The sequence below is a fragment of the Bacteroides gallinaceum genome (assembly GCF_030373775.1).
Classification (GTDB): Bacteria; Bacteroidota; Bacteroidia; order Bacteroidales; family Bacteroidaceae; genus Phocaeicola; species Phocaeicola excrementipullorum.
This window is the reverse complement of the sequence record NZ_JAUDEN010000038.1, coordinates 1-19,190: the sequence shown is the minus strand read 5'-3', so window position 1 is coordinate 19,190 and position 19,190 is coordinate 1. Positions and strand designations below refer to the sequence as shown.

The 19,190-nt window shown below is 46.0% G+C and carries 9 protein-coding genes; 6 read left to right on the top strand and 3 right to left on the bottom strand.

Translation table 11 applies throughout. From position 1 onward, the window contains the following. From QUW60_RS15135 to QUW60_RS13990, 3 genes are all read right to left on the bottom strand, one after another. Window positions 1-361: transposase family protein (locus QUW60_RS15135; protein WP_353479601.1), on the bottom strand; the 361-nt coding region annotated here is incomplete at its 3' end. A 10-nt stretch (window positions 362-371) separates the two neighbouring features. Further along, entirely contained in the window at window positions 372-803 is a 432-nt protein-coding gene (locus QUW60_RS13995) for a helix-turn-helix domain-containing protein (protein WP_289561225.1), read from the bottom strand. Window positions 804-934: 131 nt separating this feature from the next. After that, window positions 935-4,963, bottom strand: coding sequence for a hybrid sensor histidine kinase/response regulator transcription factor (locus QUW60_RS13990; protein WP_289561223.1), 4,029 nt, complete (start codon window positions 4,961-4,963; stop codon window positions 935-937). A 494-nt stretch (window positions 4,964-5,457) separates the two neighbouring features. Here QUW60_RS13990 and QUW60_RS13985 point away from each other — a divergent pair, with 494 nt between their 5' ends. From QUW60_RS13985 to QUW60_RS13960, 6 genes are all read left to right on the top strand, one after another. Beyond that, window positions 5,458-8,631 (top strand): SusC/RagA family TonB-linked outer membrane protein, encoded by a 3,174-nt coding sequence (locus QUW60_RS13985; RefSeq protein WP_289561221.1) that lies wholly within the window; start codon window positions 5,458-5,460, stop codon window positions 8,629-8,631. Between the two features lie 11 nt (window positions 8,632-8,642). Further along, a complete protein-coding gene (locus tag QUW60_RS13980) occupies window positions 8,643-10,469 on the top strand; it encodes a RagB/SusD family nutrient uptake outer membrane protein (protein ID WP_289561219.1) in 1,827 nt (608 codons plus the stop codon). 29 nt (window positions 10,470-10,498) lie between these two features. Beyond that, window positions 10,499-13,492 carry a SusC/RagA family TonB-linked outer membrane protein gene (locus QUW60_RS13975; protein WP_289561217.1) on the top strand — a complete coding sequence of 998 codons (2,994 nt, stop codon included), beginning with the start codon at window positions 10,499-10,501 and terminating at the stop codon, window positions 13,490-13,492. 11 nt (window positions 13,493-13,503) lie between these two features. Then, window positions 13,504-15,180, top strand: coding sequence for a RagB/SusD family nutrient uptake outer membrane protein (locus QUW60_RS13970; protein ID WP_258336787.1), 1,677 nt, complete (start codon window positions 13,504-13,506; stop codon window positions 15,178-15,180). Between the two features lie 15 nt (window positions 15,181-15,195). Beyond that, window positions 15,196-16,803, top strand: a complete 1,608-nt coding sequence (locus QUW60_RS13965) for a glycoside hydrolase family 16 protein (protein ID WP_289561214.1) — start codon at window positions 15,196-15,198, stop codon at window positions 16,801-16,803. Window positions 16,804-16,903: 100 nt separating this feature from the next. Beyond that, window positions 16,904-19,129, top strand: coding sequence for a polysaccharide lyase 8 family protein (locus QUW60_RS13960; protein WP_289561212.1), 2,226 nt, complete (start codon window positions 16,904-16,906; stop codon window positions 19,127-19,129). The last annotated feature ends 61 nt before the right edge of the window (window positions 19,130-19,190 follow it).

Here is a 19,190-nt window from a genome sequence, read left to right as displayed (position 1 = left end):
CAACAAAAAAGATAATACGGCATCTTTCCATACCACCTATGACATGCTCCACTTTAATCCTGGTTCCGGAAATCCGCCTGTTCCCTTGTTTTTCAACAGTAGCAAGCTCTTTTCCTTTAGATTTCTTCTTGGGCATGCATGTTTCAACCCCATCCGGTCTGTGTCCGATGGAACCTGTATCTTGCCAGAGTCTGATGCCTTTGGGGAGTAGAAGAGGCTCTTCATCACAAATCTTTTTGTCATGGACGTGGCCTTCGTATGTGGAGCTCAGCCATACAATCCTAAGATTGTTGGTACATAGCAGGTTATTCTTTATGCTATGAGTTTTTTTGCCACTATAGCACAGACTGCCTGTCTTCATCCAAAGGGCGTTAAACAGGCCGCTCGGTTCCGTCCAACAAGACTTCTTCGCATCCCTGAAGAATGTGTATCAGACGTTTGGAGTTATGGTCCGGCAGTTCACCGAGCGTTTTCAATGTACGCCGGAGAATCTCCGAAAGAAGGTGAATCCACCTGTTGGCCTGGGGCTGGGTCATCTCAAACTGAATGGCATGGAGTTCCTGAAGGGGATTGGCCTTCAGATATACCAGTATGAAGAACATTTTGTCCTGAATCAGAGGCAACACACTGGTCTTCCTGTTGTAAGATATACGCTGGCGCACTTTGCCTTCCAAGGTAAAATGGCTGTAATATTCATCCCAATGGTACTTGAAAGTTATTAGCAAGGCATCAAACTCAACAGGAGTTAATCCTGTCGCAGCAAGCACCTGGCTATGACAGTGGCAAATCTTGTCGTAATACATCAATTGAACTTTTTAGACCACAAAGATAAGTCAAAGATTATTCGATATAAACTCTATTTTACTCTTTGCTGACACATCCTTTTTATGTTGCGTGTATATATTTTGTGCCCTCTGTCATGTAAAATGAAGGGTCATTTCTCCGACTGTATCTTGCGGAACTCTTGTGGAATTATGTGGTATTTCTCTTTGAAACATTTGCTGAAGTATCGGGGGGTACTGAATCCCAACCGGTCGGCAACCTCGGATATGGTCAGTTGCGGTTGTGAAACCAGCATATCCGCTGCTTTCTTCAGGCGCAGGGACATGATGAACTCGGAGGGGGTTTCTCCTGTTATCAATTTGAGTCTGGTATATAGCTTTGTTCTCGCCATGTTCATTTTTTCGGTCAGTGCATTCACTTTAAAGTCAGGATCATCGATGTGCTGTTCGATCATTTCTGTCAGTTGTTTCAGGAATAAGTCTTCCGATTCGCTGGTTCCTAAGATTCTAGGAGCTGTATACGGTTCTTTGCTGAAATGCTCCCTTGTCATGATACGGTTATTGACAAGGCTGTTGCAGCGCGATAACAATACATTCACGTTGAACGGTTTGGTTATATAATCGTCTGCTCCGTATCTGAATCCGGCAATCGTGTGCTCAGGAGAAGTTTGAGCCGTGAGCAAGACGACGGGAATATGGCAGGTTTCTATGTCCCGCTTTATGGCTTGGCAAAGCTGGGTGCCTGACATCATAGGCATGAGAACATCGCTGATTACGATGTCGGGGTGGTCAGACTTTACCATTTCAAGTGCTTCTTTCCCGTTTTTTGCCGTTATGATTTCGTAAAAAGGATTGAATACATTATCCAGCATCTGTCGCAGGGAATCATTGTCTTCTACCACCAGCATTTTGTATGGTTTCGCATTCGGATAATCTGTCGCTTTTTCCTTAGCAGGCAATACAGCGAGCGGTTTCTGCTCCGGATCAGTAGTCGCTGTTTGTTCCACTGCATAGTTTTCCGGTGTTCCGTTGTCCAATTCTTCTGGAGTGAAATGTGCATTTCCGTTTTTCAGGTGTATGCAGAAAGTGCTTCCTTCTTCCGGTTCACTGAATACTTCAATGTGTCCGTGGTGAAGTTCGATGATTCCCTTCGTGAGGGCCAGCCCGATGCCCGTTCCCGATGAAAAAGGAGATAAATGTTCTGTTTGATAAAATCTGTCGAAAATCTTCTCTATGTCTTCAGGACGTATTCCGTCCCCATTGTCTGTTACCTCAATGAGTATTTCTTGATTCCTTTTCTTTATTGAAACTGTAATGCGTCCGCCTTCCGGTGTGTGTTTAAAGGCGTTTGACAAAAGATTGTTGAAAACTTTCCGCATTTGTTTCTCGTCATACCAGCAAAGAATACTGTCGCATATTTTCTGGAAATCGAATGTAATCTTTTTCTGGGAAGCATATTCTTGAAATGCAAGAAAGGTCGTATATAAGAATTTGACAATATTGTGTTCTTTTACTTTGATGTACATGTGTCCTTGTTCTTGTTTGCGGAAATCCAGCAGTTCGTCAATAAGTTCTTTGAGCTGAAGGCTGTTTTTGTATACACTTTTCAGCTTGTTGTGCAGATTCGGGCTGAAGGACTGCATGTGCAGGATGATTTCCATTTGACTGATTATAAGTGTCAGCGGAGTTCGGAATTCGTGCGATATGTTGGTAAAGAAGCGCAGTTTGCTTTGCGTCAGTTTTTCGACATCATCCGTATGCTGTTGTTCGTATTTGAGCATCTCTTGCAGTTTGATCCGGTGCTTGTAGACCCTGAGCAACCAGAATACGGTAGCCGTAATGCAGAATGTATAGATCAGGTATGCCCAGAAGCTCCGGTAGAAAGGGGGAAGCACTTGTATTTTGAGCTGGCTTTCTGCGGTGGTCTTCCCCGATTTATCCTGTGCTTTGGCTATTAGTGTATATGTTCCTGGGCTGAGATTGCTATATGTTACGATGCGCTGTTCGTTCATGAGATTCCATTGGTTGGAAAATCCTTCTAGCCGATAGTAGATTACGTCTTCGTTGAACGGAAGGTAATTGGTTATCGCATAGCCTATTTGGAAAAGGTTCTGTTTTGCATTGAGAGTTATTTTGTCTGTATTTGAGAGGTTGGCCGACAGGATGCCGCTTGGGTCGTCCACTGCTATTTCTTGGTCATTGACAATCAGACGGTCCGGAAACAAATTATATGTTCCGGACGGTTCTTCGAGGCTGTTCGGTCGGAATGAAATCATGCCGGATACACCCCCGATGAAGATTTCTCCGTCTTTGCTTCGGTAAAGTGCGTTGCTTTTCAGAAAGTCCAGCGGAATATTGGCATAGTTGGTGCATGTCTGAGACCGGCAGTCAAAGATTGAAATGCCTTTGTCGGTAGTCATGAGCAGGCTGTCTGGAGCTAGCTCGCAAATATTATATACGACATCACTGAGCAAGCCGTTTTTTGCGGAATTGAAATTTTCAAAAGAATTGTTTGAGCGGTGGTACATGTCAATGCCGTTGTCGTTGGTGCATAGCCATATTCTTTGCCTGCTGTCTTCAAAGATGGAATTGATGAGGTTGCTGCTGATGCTTTGAGCTGTTTTGTCATCGTGCTTGTAATGGAGCAATTTTTTACTTTCGGTATTGTATGTGCATACTCCGTCGCGTATATTTACAATCCATAAAAGACCGGTCTTATCTAAAAGCAGTTGAGATGGTGACATCGTTACCATTCTGTCTTGTTTGTTGCTGATCAGCGGTCTGCATTGGCCGCTTCCCGGATGAAAGATGTTTATCCCGTTGTGTGTGGCAAGCAGCAGATGATTCTTGTACGGAATGATGTCAAGCACAATGTCGGAAGATATAGATCTGGGATTGTTTGCGTTATGGCGGAAATGTGTAAACTTCCCGTTTCGTAGATTGAGCTTGTTCAGGCCACCCAGATGCGTTCCGAGGTACAATTCTTGGCGCAAGGAGTCATAGTAGATAGCTTTTATGTTGTTGCTTGAAACGCTAAGAAAATTGTCTTCCTTCCGGAACCATTTGAACGTGTGCGACTTGCGGTTATATTTGTTGAGTCCTCCTCCTTCTGTGCATATCCATAGATTGTTTTCGTTGTCCTCAGTCATCCGGCAGATAACCCCTGAGCTAAGTCCGTTCTTTTCTTGGATGCTTATGTGGTATTCGTGGTAGGGTTGTTGTTCTTGCGGGTTGAAGTAATTTATACCCCCATAAAATGTGCCGGCCCAGATTGTACCTTGAACATCACAATAAAGGCTCCATATGGACGGATAACTGAGTCCTTTTCCGGATGTTGCCGGAGTGTAGCATACGAATTTGTTTTTCTCTCTGTCGTAAAGAGTCAGGCCGTTGATGGTTCCTATCCATATGTTGCCTTGTTTATCCTCACAGCAGCAATGGGTAAAGTTAGAACTCAGGATATTGGGCTTGCCTTTATAGTTCTTTATATTGCGGATTTTTCCATTTTGTATAATATAGATTCCTGAACCGTCCCTGCTGTTGGTTATCCAACAAGTTCCATAGCTGTCGCAGAAAATGCTTGTCACATTTCCTTGGGGGATGAGGTGGATGAGCTTCTCATGATGGAAAAGATAGAGTCCGTTCTGCTTCGTTCCGACGAGCATGGAGTCTTCTTTTATGGATAAGGAACTGATGTGACATTCCTGCGGAAGTTCGCGGAATGGTTTGAATTCATGTCCGTCGTATCTGAATATCCGGTTTTTGTGAGCTAGGTATAGAAATTTATTAAAGATCAGGCAGTCGGCTCCTTCTCCGAAGATGGTAGAGAACTTTTCCTTATTTAAGTCGTAAGCGGAAACCCCGGTCATCGTTCCGAAGAATATGCAGTCTTTTTTGTTCCCGACAATATATTTGACATGGTTGTCGCAAGGACCGTTGGAAATGCTCCTGCTTTTTTGGTATGTCTTGATGCTGTTTCCGTTGTAAAGATTGATTCCATTGGCTGTGCCGAACCACATAAGTCCTCTTTTGTCCTGATAAATGGAAGTAACGGAATAGTTGGATAAGCCGTCGCTTTTGTCTATATGTCCAAATGAGAGATGCTGTGCCTGGCTTCTCGTCAGTCCGGCTGTAAAAAGGGTGAAGCACAGAATTATATGGATAAAAAAGTTGTATTTCATAGTTTTCAGAAAAAGTTGTGCTTATTTAGGTTACAAATATAATAAAAAATTCTATAATAAATAAGGCGGACAATCTTCTTTAGTCCCGTACTCAATTTGCCGGTATGCTTTTATATTCTATATTCCTGCACTTGGACTTTACGGTCCGGGTACGTGAACCGTAACGTGTGCCGTGGAACTCAAAAAATCCTCGCGGGCAATTGATGAATGAGTGGGATTAGAATATTCCGCCCGGTTTGTACCTGATAATTGCCGTTCTGAAGCAGTTGCCGAAGGTGTATTATTTGTGTGCGGAGGTGCATTATTCGTACATGCAGGAGTCTGTTTGCCGGTGATGTCTGTTTATGCACCTCTTTTTGTATGTATCGCTCGGTCCCTTTTGTTTTTCTCCTTTTATATTTGTTTACAAATAATAAGAAAAGCACTCACCTTAAGTGTATGGAGAACAGTTTCAGGATAACCTTAAAATTAATCACTTTTAAAATCAAAATGTTATGAATGAACCAAAAGAAAAATGCAGGTACAAGCTTCGTCTGTGTGTCTTGCTGCTGATGCTGTGCTCAGCTGTTTATTCATTCGGGCAGGCTACAGTCAGCGGGAAGGTGCTGGATGGAGCGGGCGAGCCGGTCATTGGAGCCTCGGTAAAAGTAAAGGGCACTTCTTTGGGAGCAATTACAGACTTGGACGGTATGTTTCAGGTTACGGTAAACGATTTGAAAAAGGACGTGCTCGTTGTGTCTTATTTGGGGTATGAAACACAGGAGATAGCTTTGCGGGGCCGGAAGACGGTGAGCGTAACAATGTCCGAATCTTCTGTTGCCTTGGATGAGGTGGCGGTAGTGGCCTATGGCGTACAGAAGAAAGAAACGCTTACGGGAGCCATTGCTTCTGTCAGTACGGACGATCTGATTCAGTCGCCGAATGCCAGTGTGGCCAATGCGTTGGCCGGAAAGATTACAGGACTTTCTTCCGTGCAGACCAGCGGTCAGCCCGGTGCGGAAGATCCTAAACTGTTCGTCCGCGGTATCGGATCGCTGACTGAGAGCGGAGCTTCACCTTTGGTGCTGGTGGACGGTGTGGAACGCAGTTTCTTCCAAATGGATCCGAATGAAATCGAAACCCTTACCGTTCTGAAGGATGCTTCGGCTACCGCTGTATTCGGAGTGAGAGGTGCAAACGGTGTGATTCTGGTCACCACCCGTCGCGGTAAGGAAGGTAAGGCCAAAATATCGGTAAACTCTTCGGTCGGTGTGCAGATGGTTACACGTACATTGGAGATGGCAGACAGCTATACTTATGCGACCATGTACAATGAATTGCAGAAGAATGACGGACGAACGGAGAACTTTGAGTTTAACGACTATGCATTGGAACGTTTCCGTTTGGGGGACGAGCCTCTGATTTATCCGAATATCAATTGGCGCGAGTATATGACGAACAACGCGGCCATACAGACCCAGCACAATCTGAACATTTCGGGAGGTACGGACCGGGCGCGCTACTTCATTTCATTGGGTTATCTGTATCAGGACGGTCTGTTCAAGGATTTTGGCCAAGAGAATTTGGGGTATAAGTATAACCGCTATAACTATCGTGCCAATCTCGATCTGGATTTGTCAAAATCCACAACATTGAAAATAGGTATTGGTGGTATTGTTGGCGACAAGTTGCAGCCGACAAACAACAGTTCGTTGTGGAAATCAATCAACTGGTCACAACCATTCGCTTCTGCAGGTGTCATTGACGGGGACGTGATCGTAACTCCTCAAAGATTCCAGAATATCAAGATGTCCAATCCTATCGGTGAATATTATGGAAGGGGATATCATCAGAGTATATCCAACACGATGAATCTGGACCTTCATCTTGTGCAGAATCTTGATTTTTTGACCAAGGGATTGTCGGTTGAAGTGAAAGGTGCCTATAATACGGACTATACTTACACGAAAAGACGCGAAGGGAAGATTGAATCTGTAGAAGCTTATTATCAGTCGGAACTGGACGGTTCTGGATTGTCTCCTGCGGATCCAGGCTTTAACAAGAACATCGTTTATTTGGTTACTGTTCCTACTTCTGGTGAGTTTTCCGAGAAGTTAAACTATGCGGAATCGGTTTCACGCGGACGAAATTGGTACTTTGAAGCCAGCATCCGCTATGCGCGCAAGTTCGGCGACCACAATGTAAGCGCGCTGCTTCTGTATAACCAGGACAAGAAATATTATCCTTCCCAATGGGCGTGGCTGCCTACGGCATATGTAGGTTTGGTTGGCCGTGTCACTTATGATTATAAGTCGCGTTATCTGGCAGAGTTCAATATCGGTTATAACGGTTCCGAGAACTTTGCTCCTGACAAGCGTTTCGGTACATTCCCCGCCTTTTCTTTGGGATGGATCGTGAGTGAGGAGAAGTTTATGAAGAATCTGCATTTCCTCGATTTTCTGAAGATACGTGCATCGGTCGGTTTGGTCGGTAATGATAACATGAGCAATGCCCGTTACCTGTATCTGCCAGACAGTTATAAGGTTGACCAGTTGGGCAGTGTAGACAGCAGTTGGAAAAACTACCATTGGGGCTATAATTTCGGCTTGAACAACTCCACTGCATTGAAGGGAGCGGTTGAAAGCCGTCTGGGTAATCCTGATGTGACTTGGGAAACGGCTTTGAAGCAGAATTATGGAGTTGACATGAATTTCTTGAAAAACCGCTTAAAAGTGAAGGTGGATGTTTTTCGTGAGAGCAGAAAAGACATCTTGATTTCTCGTCAGACTATTCCGGGGATGACTGCTTTGACCTCTGATCTGCTGCCGGTGGTGAATATGGGCAAAGTGAACAACAAAGGTTATGAAATTGAAATCGGCTGGTCTGAGCGGGTGAACGAAAACTTCGATTATTATATTAATGCGAACGTTTCTCATTCGGAAAATGAAATCGTGTTTCAGGATGAGGTGGAACCGAATGAACCTTATATGTGGCGTACCGGACAGCCGGTCGGCTCTATATTTGGTTATGTAGCCGAAGGTTTTTATTCTGAAGATGACTTTACGGCTGACGGAGAACTGAAAGAGGGTTTGCCCAGGCCTACGGTTCCCGTATATCCGGGTGATGCCAAATACAAGGACCTGAACAACGACGGTTCGATTGATGTGGAGCATGATATCACGAAAATCGGTTTCTCGGAAAATCCGAACTATACGTTCGGTCTGAACTTTGGGGCAAGCTATAAAGGCTTTTTCTTCTCCATGAACTGGACGGGAACAGCCGAGCGTTCGCTTCTGCTGGCTGACCATTTCCGCAAGCCGTTCAACAATGAGTCACGCGGTCTGATGCAGTATCAGGTAGATAACCGCTGGACGCCCGAAACGGCTGCTACGGCAACACAGCCCCGTTTTTCTTTCAACAGTTCCAGCCATAACTCTGCAACTTCCACGCTGTGGGTGAAGGACGGTTCGTATCTGAAGCTGAAGAATCTGACAGTAGGCTATAATTTTACCGGATATTCCGGATTGAAGAAAATCGGCATCAGCCAGTTGGGATTGAAATTTACTGCCTATAATCTGCTGACATTCGACAAGTTTGGCATTATGGATCCGGAATCGAATCCGGACCTGTATGGTGATACTTATCCGGTGGTTAAGATATTCAACTTCGGTGTCAACTTAACTTTTTAAATGATACGATTATGAAAAAACATATAATAGGATATGCCTTGTTGGCTTCTCTGGCCTTTATGAGTTGCGAGGACTTTAAGTTCGGTGACAAGTTTCTGGAAAAGCCGATAAGCGATGAAATGAACATAGACAGCGTTTATGCCAAGAAGGTATATGCTGAGCAGGCTTTGAACCAGGTCTATCATTCGTTGCCTGACTTTATGCCGCATAACAACCGTTTGAATTGGGGTGTGCTGGAATCAATAACGGATTTGGCGGACCATAACAAGGCGGGAGGTTCACTATACCACAAGGGTACGCTGACATCTTCTGAATCAACAGGAAGTGCTTATTCCATGATGTACAATGAGGAGCATGGCGAGTTCTCGGCCACGTATGGCATTCGTCAGGCTTATATCTTCCTGGAGAATGTTGACCGGGTGCCGGACATGACCGAAGAAGAGAAACGCATACGCAAAGGAGAGGCGAAGATGATCATTGCCTATCATTATGTACAGATGTTCCGTAACTTGGGTGGTATGCCTTGGGTTGATCATGCCTATAAGCCGGATGATGACATGAATATGGAACGGATGACGGTGGAGGAGGCTGTCCAGAAGATTTGTGCGCTGATCGATGAGGCGGCCGAACTGCTGCCTTGGAGTGTCAGTGCTGCCGATGACGGGCGTATGACGGCCGCAGGAGCTTTGGCCTTGAAATCGCGTCTGCTGCTTTTTGCCGCCAGTCCGCTGTTCAACAGTAATGAACCTTATATGGCAGGGGAAGCTGCCGACAAGCATTATGTATGGTGGGGAAATCAAGATAATGCCCGCTGGCAGGATGCTTTGGATGCCGGACTGGATTTTCTCCGCAAGAATCAGGAAAATGGAGAGTTCTACAAGCTGGTTGATACAGGGAATCCCCGGAATGACTTTTATACCGGTTATTTTGAACGTTATAATAAGGAAGTACTTATCTCCAGCCACCGCTGGATCAGATGGGACTTGAATGGAAATGCCATAAATCAGGTTCGTTATTTGGTTTGTACGCCGACTTTGAACTATGTGGATATGTTCCAGATGAAAGACGGAACGGAGTTCAGTTGGGACAATCCCGATCATCGTGACTATCCTTTCTTTGATGCGGATGGAAACGAGTTGCGTGATCCCCGTCTGTACGAAACAGTGGTTCTGAACGGCGACAAGTTTTGGGCTCGTGAGGCTGAAATCTATCAGGGAGGTCGCGAACAGCCAAAGTTTATGGGGGGAGGACAGAACTGGCGCTGGGCTGCTCAGGGATATACAGGCTTTGCTATGCGCAAGCACGTGCAGGATCAGTTGAATGAGTTGCAGAACAAGTTTTATCAGTGTCCGTTGATGCGTCTTCCTGAGGTTTATTTGAATATTGCTGAGGCTATGAATGAGTTGGGCATTGCAGAGCAGCGGGATGAGTTCGGACGTACAGCTTATGATTATGTCAATCTGGTGCGGGGCCGTGTGGATATGTGGCCGTTGACTCCGGAAAGGGCTGCTCCGGGAGAAGCCTTGCGTGAAGCGATTTTGAAAGAACGTGCTTTGGAATTCGGCTATGAAGAGGTGCGTTATTACGATATTGTCCGTTGGAAACATAAGGATTATTTGGACGTGCCTTTGCGGAGGCTTGAGATTTATCCGGATTATCTGGATCCGGATGACAGCAAGAAGCCGGTGAAGCAGCGTCATTTCCATTATGAAATCAAGGAAGGTATGGAAAACCGTCGGGTGTGGGTTGAGGAATGGAGTAACCGCTATTATCTGTGTCCGATTCCGCTGGAGGAAATCAACAAGAAGTACGGGTTGGTTCAGAATCCCGGATGGTAAGAATGAATGATAAATAAAAGATAGTAACAATGAGAAAGAATTATATATTGGCTTTGAGTTTTGCAGCCGTATCGTTGTCGGCGGCGGCTCAGCATACCATAACCGGAACCGTGAAAGACAGTCGGGAACTTCCCGTATTGGGAGCAGTGGTTTCTGTTGTCGGGAATCCGGGTAAGAGCGTTCTGACAGATCAGGACGGTGCCTTTGCAATCGAGGCCGAGCAGGGTGATTATATAGAAGTGGTTTATGCGGATTGTCGCAGCAAACGTGTGTGGATTGATTCGCCTGTGGTGAATGTCAGTCTTGAATCACGGGATGCGGCCATTGAGAACCGGGGAGTCTTACGTACAGCGGAAAACCAGACACAGTCGATTGCGACCCTGTCAGGAGAAGATATCTGGAGGAATTCTACCCCAGACATAAGCAATGCCCTATACGGATTGATTCCGGGACTGACTGTACAGCAGAATACAAGCTATTCAAGTGGAGGGGCCAGTTTGTCCATTCATGGTCAGATGGGGCGGTCACCTCTTATTGTTGTTGATGGGATTCCCCGTAATCTGGAATATCTGAATTCGCTGGAAATAGAAAGCGTTTCCGTATTGAAAGATGGAGCGGCTACAGCGCTTTGGGGAACAAGAGGTGCCAGCGGAGTAATTATGGTGACAACGAAACGCGGACAATATAAGGAGCGTGATATTGATGTAAGCTATACATACGGCATGGGAATTCCTGTCAATGAGCCGGAATTTGTAGACGGTTATACATATGCCCTGATGAAGAACGAGGCTTTGTATTATGACGGATTGACTTTGCAATATGACCAGGCCGCTCTTACCGCTTTCCGTAATGGATCTAACCCGGACTTGTATCCTAACGTGGACTGGCTGGATGCTGCACAACGCAAGCATTCGGTAAACAATCAGTTCAATATTTCTTTCCGTGGAGGAGGTGACAAGCTGCGCTATTATACACTGATCAACTACAAGAATGATTATGGCATCTTAAGCAAATCATGGAGCAAATCATTTACGGAACGTTATAACTCGCAGATGCGTAAATATGATCTGAACGTGCGGATGAATCTGGATGTTGATGTAACCCGGTATACGAAGGTGGCTTTATCTATGTTCGGACTGTTGCGTGAAGAGAATCGTCCGAACATTACGGAAGAGAATATTTATGCATCTCTGTATCACACGCCAGCATCGGCATTTCCTATCCGTACGACTACGAATTTATGGGGAGGCGATGAGATGTTCGGAAAGAATCCCATTGCGCAGATTGCGGATGTGGGATATTATAAGACAAACCGCCGCCTGCTGCAATCTGACTTGCGGATTCTTCAGGATTTGTCGATGTGGACAGAAGGGCTGAAGGCTGAAGTCGGGATTGCATACGATAATGATGCAGTGTTTCAGGAAACAGGAAGCAAGAACTATGATTATGAAATCAATACACCAGTCCGTTTGCCGGCTACCGGCGATTATACGTCCCGCAAAGAGGTGAGGGGTGATAACAGTGCCTTGTCTGTATCGAACACTGGGCTGAACAGCCAGTTCATCCGTCTGGTAATTGATGCGAAGGTCGGTTATGATCGTGCGTTCGGCTTGCATGGTGTGACCGGAACTTTGCAATACCGTCAGGAGTCTTATACTCCTATGGGACGCAACAATACACGCAAGCGTCAGTCGTATATCTTTACAGGAGGATATAATTATGCTGGAAAGTATATGCTTGATGTTGTGGTGAACCGTAGCGGCACCAGTGTGCTGAGTGATGGAGATAAGTTCCGCACTTATCCTGCGGTATCTGCCGGTTGGATAATCTCCAATGAAAACTTTATGAAGAACCAGTCTGTATTTGACTTTCTGAAGTTGCGTGCTTCATGGGGACGTTCCGGGAACGATGACATTGCATATGACTTGGACGAACGCTTCTGGATTACCGCGGGAGGTGCACAGTTCCAGAATCCGCCAGTGGGTTTCGGAGGAATAATCGCAGGAACGCTTCCGATAACAGATCTGACTATTGAGATGTCTGACAAATATAATGTAGGCTTGGATTTGGGTATGCTGAACAATCGCTTGTCGTTAACTTTCGACGGTTATTATGACAAGAGAAAGGATATGCTTGTAGACGGAACCAACATGTATTCAGCCGTAATCGGAACCGGAATTCCCCAGCAGAACATTGGACAAATGAATGCGAAAGGCATTGACCTGGCCGTAAAATGGGCGGACAAGGCCGGACGTGATTTCAATTATTATGTGGGAGGTACATTCTCCTGGCTGAAGACTGAGGTAGAAGAAAATGGAGAAGGATATCAGCCCTACGACTATCTTTCTAAAAAAGGTGACCGCGTGGGCCAGTGCTATGGACTGGAGGCTATCGGTTACTTTAATGATTGGGAGGACATCAACAACAGTCCTTCGCAACTGTTCTCAGATGTGCGTCCTGGTGATATCAAATACAAGGACCAGAACGGTGACGGACGCATCGATGACTATGATGTTGTGCCTATCGGATACTCTACTACGGTTCCGGGAATCTATTATGGCATCAACCTTGGATTTGAATATCGTGGCTTTGGAATGGACATGGTATTTCAGGGAGTAGGCCAGTTCAGCAAGATGCTTAATGTGCGGAGTGTATATTGGCCCATGCGCAATGGTAACAGTAATTTGACAAAGTGGTATCTGGAAGACAATATACGCTGGACCGAAGACACAAAGGATATTGCTACGGTGCCTCGTCTGACAACGCTTGACAATGCGAACAATTTCCGCAACAGTACGCAGTGGCTTGAAAACGGTTCTTATTTTAAGCTGCGCAACCTGAATATCTATTACAATTTGCCGGACAAGTGGGCTAAAGCGATGAAAATGGATAAATGCCAGGTATATGTCAGAGCCAATAATCTGTTCTCGATCGATCATATAAAGTATATGAACTGCGAGGACCTGACGATAAACTATCCCGATATGACTTCCGTCTATTTCGGATTGAACATTAACTTCTAAAGAACAATGCTATGTTAAGAAAACAATTGATTTATATACTGATGTCTTCCGTCGGCCTCGTTTCCTGCAACTATCTCGATTTTGATGAGTCGCAGGGAATGGACAAGTCGGACGCTTACGGCTACTTTAACAATGTTACCCGGCTGGCTTCGGCTGTTTACCGTGAGGTCCCGGAAGATTATGGAGTGATCAGTAATGCACTTCGCGAATCGGCTACGGACAATGCTGTATACACTTGGAGCAGCAATGCCGTATATAAGATTTATTCGAATGCCTGGAGTCCTATCAATCTGGTAGATGACAAGTGGGGAACGTATTATGGGGTGATTCATGATGCCAATTCGTTTCTTGAAAATTATTCGGAGGACAATCTGAAACGTTTTGAGTGGGATCCCAACTATGAAGACAATCTGGCAAAGACCGAGATGTACAAGCATGAAGTGAGAGTCTTGCGTGCGCTGTATTATTTTGAACTGGCCAAACGTTACGGAGATGTGCCTTTGCTTACTCGCACTTATTCTCTTGATGAGATAAATTCGGTTACAAAAACATCTTTTCAGGATGTGATAGCCTTTGTTGCTGAAGAATGTGCGGCCGTGGCGCCGGAATTGCCTTTAGACCAGGCGGACTTCTTTAATGAAACAGGGCGTGTGACCCGCGGGGCTGCATTAGCTATCCGTGCTCGCGCATTGCTGTATGCGGCAAGTCCGCTCTTTGCCGGAACGGGCGACGCTTCCGCAAAATGGGAGGCGGCGGCCAAGGCTGCGTACGATGTCATTGGGCTGGGCAAATATTCCCTGCCTTCCATTGCTTCCGACCCGCTTTACAATGCAGAAGGAGGAAACATTGTGCTGAACAGTCCGCAGCTGATTTTCTGGACGGAAAACAATGAGGACAACACGTTCGAGGCGAACAATATGCCTATAGGATTTGAGGGGGCTGAAGGAGGAACAACTCCGACACAGAACCTGGTAGATGATTTTGAGATGAAGGATGGCACACCGTTCGACTGGAACAATCCTTCGCATGTGGCGAACATGTATTATGACAATGCAGGCAATCCCACTCGCGACCCTCGTCTGTATCTGACTGTTATCGGTGACGGGATGACTTGGATGGGTGTGCCGGTTGAACCACTTGCAGGCGGAAGGAATAGTGCTTCGATAGATGGAGGAACTCTGACGGGATATTATCTGAAAAAACTGATGAACGAGAATGTATCGCTCGATCCTGTTACGCCCGTGAAGAAATATCACCATTATCCGGGTTACCGTTATGCGGAAGTGTTGCTCAACTATGCAGAAGCAATGAACGAATGGCAGGGTCCGGACTATACGGACGAGTATTGTGTGAAGTCTGCGCGTCAGGCACTTAATGAAGTGCGTGCGGCAGCAGGAATGCCTGCGGTAGTGGCTTCCGGCCAGGCGGAGTTCCGTGAAAAGGTGCGAAAGGAAAGACGCATTGAACTGGCTTTCGAAGACCATCGTTTCTGGGACATCCGCCGGTGGAAAATAGGTGAGGTGGTGCGTAACATCTATGGTATTGAAAAACTGAACAACGCCTATACCCGTGTACAGGTGCAGACCCGTACCTGGGAGGACAAGATGTATCTCTATCCGATACCTCAGAATGAGGTGTTTGTGAACAGAAATCTCACCCAGAATCCGGGATGGGAAGTTGCAGAATAAAAAAGAAAGTAGCGTATGAAAAACAGAATAATTCTCGGACTGTTCCTGTGCACGCTTGTTATCGGGTGCAAGGACGATGATTTGAACATGGACAGGATTTATGTGACCCATGTGAAAGAAAACGTATACGAGGGCTATCAGCTGGTGTGGTCGGAGGACTTTTTGGGTGAAGGCCTTCCGTCTGCTTCTTCCTGGACAGCCGAAGAGGGATATCAGAGGAACAGCGAACTGCAGGACTATCTCAATGATGTGTCTGCGGTGAAATTGGATAGCGGAAAACTTGTGTTGAGAGCATTTGCTGATCCCCATGACGGAACGAATGCCTATACAGGCGGAGCTTATCATTTTGATTATTCTTCGGGATCGGTCATTACGCGCGACAAAGTTTCATTCGAGCGCGGACGGATCGATATATCAGCAAAGATTCCCGTTGGAAGAGGCTTGTGGCCCTCCATCCGTCTGCTTCCGGCTACCGATGAGTTCCCGGGTGAATATGCGGCTATTGATTTGATGGAATATGTATGGGGTGATGACGCGGCGCATTCTACGGTAAAGTCTGCCTTCCATACTTCGCAGACCGAAAGCGGCGCTTTGGAAACATTGCCGGAGGCAAGTACGGCGATGGATGCCTTGGACGAACAGTATCATCTTTATTCATTGGTATGGACCAAGCGTCAGATGGATATTCTGATTGACGACAATGTGGTAGTTTCCTATGCAAAGGAGGATATGGATGCCGGAGCAGATGTATGGCCTTTCGACCAGCCTTTCTATTTGGCGATCAGTTTGGCTGTAGGCGGAACTGAAGGCGGAAACTGGGGCGTGGACACATCGGTTTTTCCTGCTGAGATGAAGATTGACTATGTGAATTATTACCAGCTTGCAGGTGATGAGCCTGATGAAGAAGAGGAAGAAGAAATCTTCGTCCCTGTTGAAGTTGTAAAGAACGGCAGTTTTGAAAGTGCATTTGATGCAGGGAAGGAGCCGGCAATCGTACAAGATAATTTGTGGACGGATTTTTACGCTCGTGCAAACACATGGTCGGTTAAGGGGCCTAAGAATAATACAACGCTGGAAGTTGTGGAAGAAGATGGAGGGCATTCCTTGAAATACGCTACAACAGCTCCTAATAAATGGCAGACATTCTTGCGTTATCCGATGCAGAATGTGTCGGCTGGCAAGTATCGCTTGAGTTTTTATGCTAAGAGTGACCGAACTGAGAAATCGCCATTTTATGCTTATGTCGCTTTTGCAAGCACGGAAGATAATCTTGCTTTTGCAACTAATAACAAATGTCCGGATTTGTTGGATTGCATTTATATTGATGAAAATGGCACGCAGTTTGTAATAGCTAAAACAAATGCAATAGCAGACGGTCAGGCAAAGACTTTGTGGCCTGTCTTGACAGGAGAGGCCGGAACGGAATGGACCTATTATAGTGTGGATGTAGATATTCCGGAAAATCAGTTGGTTATGGTTGGTGTCTATATGCATGAGGTATGGAAGTACGAAGAGTCTGATGCCAGCACGAACAAGTCGAGCTTCGTTGGCAAGGATACAAAACCGGTTAGCTTCTGGCTTGATGACGTTTCCCTGAAAACAGTTGACCCGTCAGAAGAATAAATTTGACCGCTCATTTTTCCGGAGATGTACTGATATCTCCGGGGAAATGGGCCGGGAAAAAACATTAACTTTATAGTGAAAACTTTAAGAATAAAAGAATATGATGAGATTGAGATATTTGTGTATCCTCTGCGGCTCTGCCTTTCTTTTGGGCGGACTTTCGCAGACGCTTGTTTCATGCAGCGATGAAGACCCTATAACGCAGGAAACTCCTCTTCCCGACGAGGGGGAAGAACCCGAAACTCCAGACCCTGCTTTTGTGGAAATGTGTCAGACGATGATGGGAAGAGTGAAGGATGAAAACCTTCCTTCTACTCCCACGGGAGCCGATGCGAATGCGCAGAAGTGGATGGGGCAGATCACGGAAAACGGTTCGTTTTCAGATATAGACTATTCTTCCACCGCCTATACTCCCGAATGGGTTCCCTTGCAGCATGTGAGCCGGCTCAAACCGATGGTACAGGCTTATGTGACAGAAGGAAGTTCGCTCTATGGCAACGAGGATTTGTATAATGCAATAGTAAACGGTCTGACTTATTGGAATGTGGTGCGTCCTGCAAGTGATAACTGGTATCACAATCAGATTTCCGTTCCGCAAGATGTATGCGTGCTTCTTATATTGATGCGCTATGGAGCAACAGCTCTTCCTGAAGATTTGGAGAGTGACTTGCTCGAATGGTTTGTAGAAGATGGGGGAAACCCGTCGGAACAGACAGGAGCCAACAAGTCGGATGTCGCCCTGCACTGGTTCTATCGCGGATGCTTGCAGTCGGATAAGGAAACAGTAGATTATGCAGTGTTTCATACATTCCGCCCGTTAGATCAGGTGAATCCGGGTGAGGAAGGAGTACAATACGACTATTCTTACTTCCAGCACGGAGCACAGCTTTACATCGGAGGTTATGCTCCTGTAATGCTTAGTGGGGTGACTCGTTTGGCAACTTATACTGTAGGTACTGACTATCGTCCCACGGCTAACCAGTTGCGTACGCTCCATAGCTTCGTGTGCGACACTTATCTTCCGAGTATTCGCGGACATGTACAGTTTTTCAATGTCGTGGGAAGAAGCGTGAGCCGTGCAAATGCGCTCAATTGTACTACCTTTACCCGCACTTTGGAAAAATTGAAACAGATTGATCCGGAGCATGCGGCTGATTACGAGCAGGGAATTGCTCTGCTGAACGGAAGTGCGGATTACACTTCTCAGTCCGGCCGCCTTGTCTATCATTATATTGGTGACTATCTTGCTTATCAAGGTCCTGACTATTCTGTGGGATTGCGTCTTTCGTCTAACCGTACTTCCCGTTGCGAAAACGGTAATCTGGAGAATCTGAAAGGATATTTTATGAGCGACGGTTCGCTTTCGCTGGGTGTAGAAGGGGATGAATATTACAATATCTTTCCTGTGTGGAACTGGACACGTGTGCCAGGAGTCACTTGTCCGCAGGTTAGCGAAATACCTTTGGCTGCCGAATGGGGCGTACGGGGAGAAGCCGACTTCTGCGGAGGATTGTCCGACGGAAAGACCGGACTGGCCGGATTCCGCTCCATTTATAAGAATGACGGGCTGGATATGTCAGCGCGCAAGGGATATTTCTTCCTTGATGGCCGTATCGTATGTCTGGGAAGCGATATTCAGGCTGCGATGTCAGATCCGATCAATACGGCGGTTGAACAATGCCTTGCAGAGGGAGATGCGGTATATTCTGTCGGAGGAGCGGAAACAATGGTCGCTTCCGATGTTACAGATCAGCCTGTAGATTATATCTGGCATCGGAATGTAGGTTATTTCTTCCCTGTTGAACAGAAAGTAAACATAACGAAAGGAAGCCGTTCCGGCTCATGGTTCGACATCAACGAATCGCAGAGCAAGAATGCTGTAAGCGAGGATGTATGCACTATCTGGATTAATCACGAGAACCCTACAGCTGAGGCTCCGGCTACGTATGCTTATATACTTGTTCCTGGCATCGGAAAGTCGGCTATGCAAACGTATAACTGTAATGTGGACATTATCAGCAATACGGCGGATGTGCAGGCGGTGAGTGACTCTCGTGACGGAACGGTTGAGGCCATATTCTATAAGAAAGGAGAGATAAGTCTGGACGGGCTGCTCATTACGGTGGACAATCCGTGTGCACTGATGATAAAGAAATCGGGTGAAACAGCGTTTGACGTTTCTGTTTCGGATCCGGCACGCAATCTTTCCACATTGACCGTAACGGTAGAAAAGAACCGCAAATCTCAGTCATATACATTCACTTCGCTCAATGAGGAGAGAGCTTATCGTGGGCGGACACATACTGCACAGATTGTGCTTGATTGACAGCATTGAGGTTTTATAGCGTCTTTTGAAAAGGGCACGGAGATATAAGCGTCTGCTTTCA

Coding starts and splice junctions, on each gene's coding strand:
- QUW60_RS13995 (WP_289561225.1), bottom strand. CDS start 803: ATGTATTACGACAAGATTTGCCACTGTCATAGCCAGGTGCTTGCTGCG.
- QUW60_RS13990 (WP_289561223.1), bottom strand. CDS start 4,963: ATGAAATACAACTTTTTTATCCATATAATTCTGTGCTTCACCCTTTTT.
- QUW60_RS13985 (WP_289561221.1), top strand. CDS start 5,458: ATGAATGAACCAAAAGAAAAATGCAGGTACAAGCTTCGTCTGTGTGTC.
- QUW60_RS13980 (WP_289561219.1), top strand. CDS start 8,643: ATGAAAAAACATATAATAGGATATGCCTTGTTGGCTTCTCTGGCCTTT.
- QUW60_RS13975 (WP_289561217.1), top strand. CDS start 10,499: ATGAGAAAGAATTATATATTGGCTTTGAGTTTTGCAGCCGTATCGTTG.
- QUW60_RS13970 (WP_258336787.1), top strand. CDS start 13,504: ATGTTAAGAAAACAATTGATTTATATACTGATGTCTTCCGTCGGCCTC.
- QUW60_RS13965 (WP_289561214.1), top strand. CDS start 15,196: ATGAAAAACAGAATAATTCTCGGACTGTTCCTGTGCACGCTTGTTATC.
- QUW60_RS13960 (WP_289561212.1), top strand. CDS start 16,904: ATGATGAGATTGAGATATTTGTGTATCCTCTGCGGCTCTGCCTTTCTT.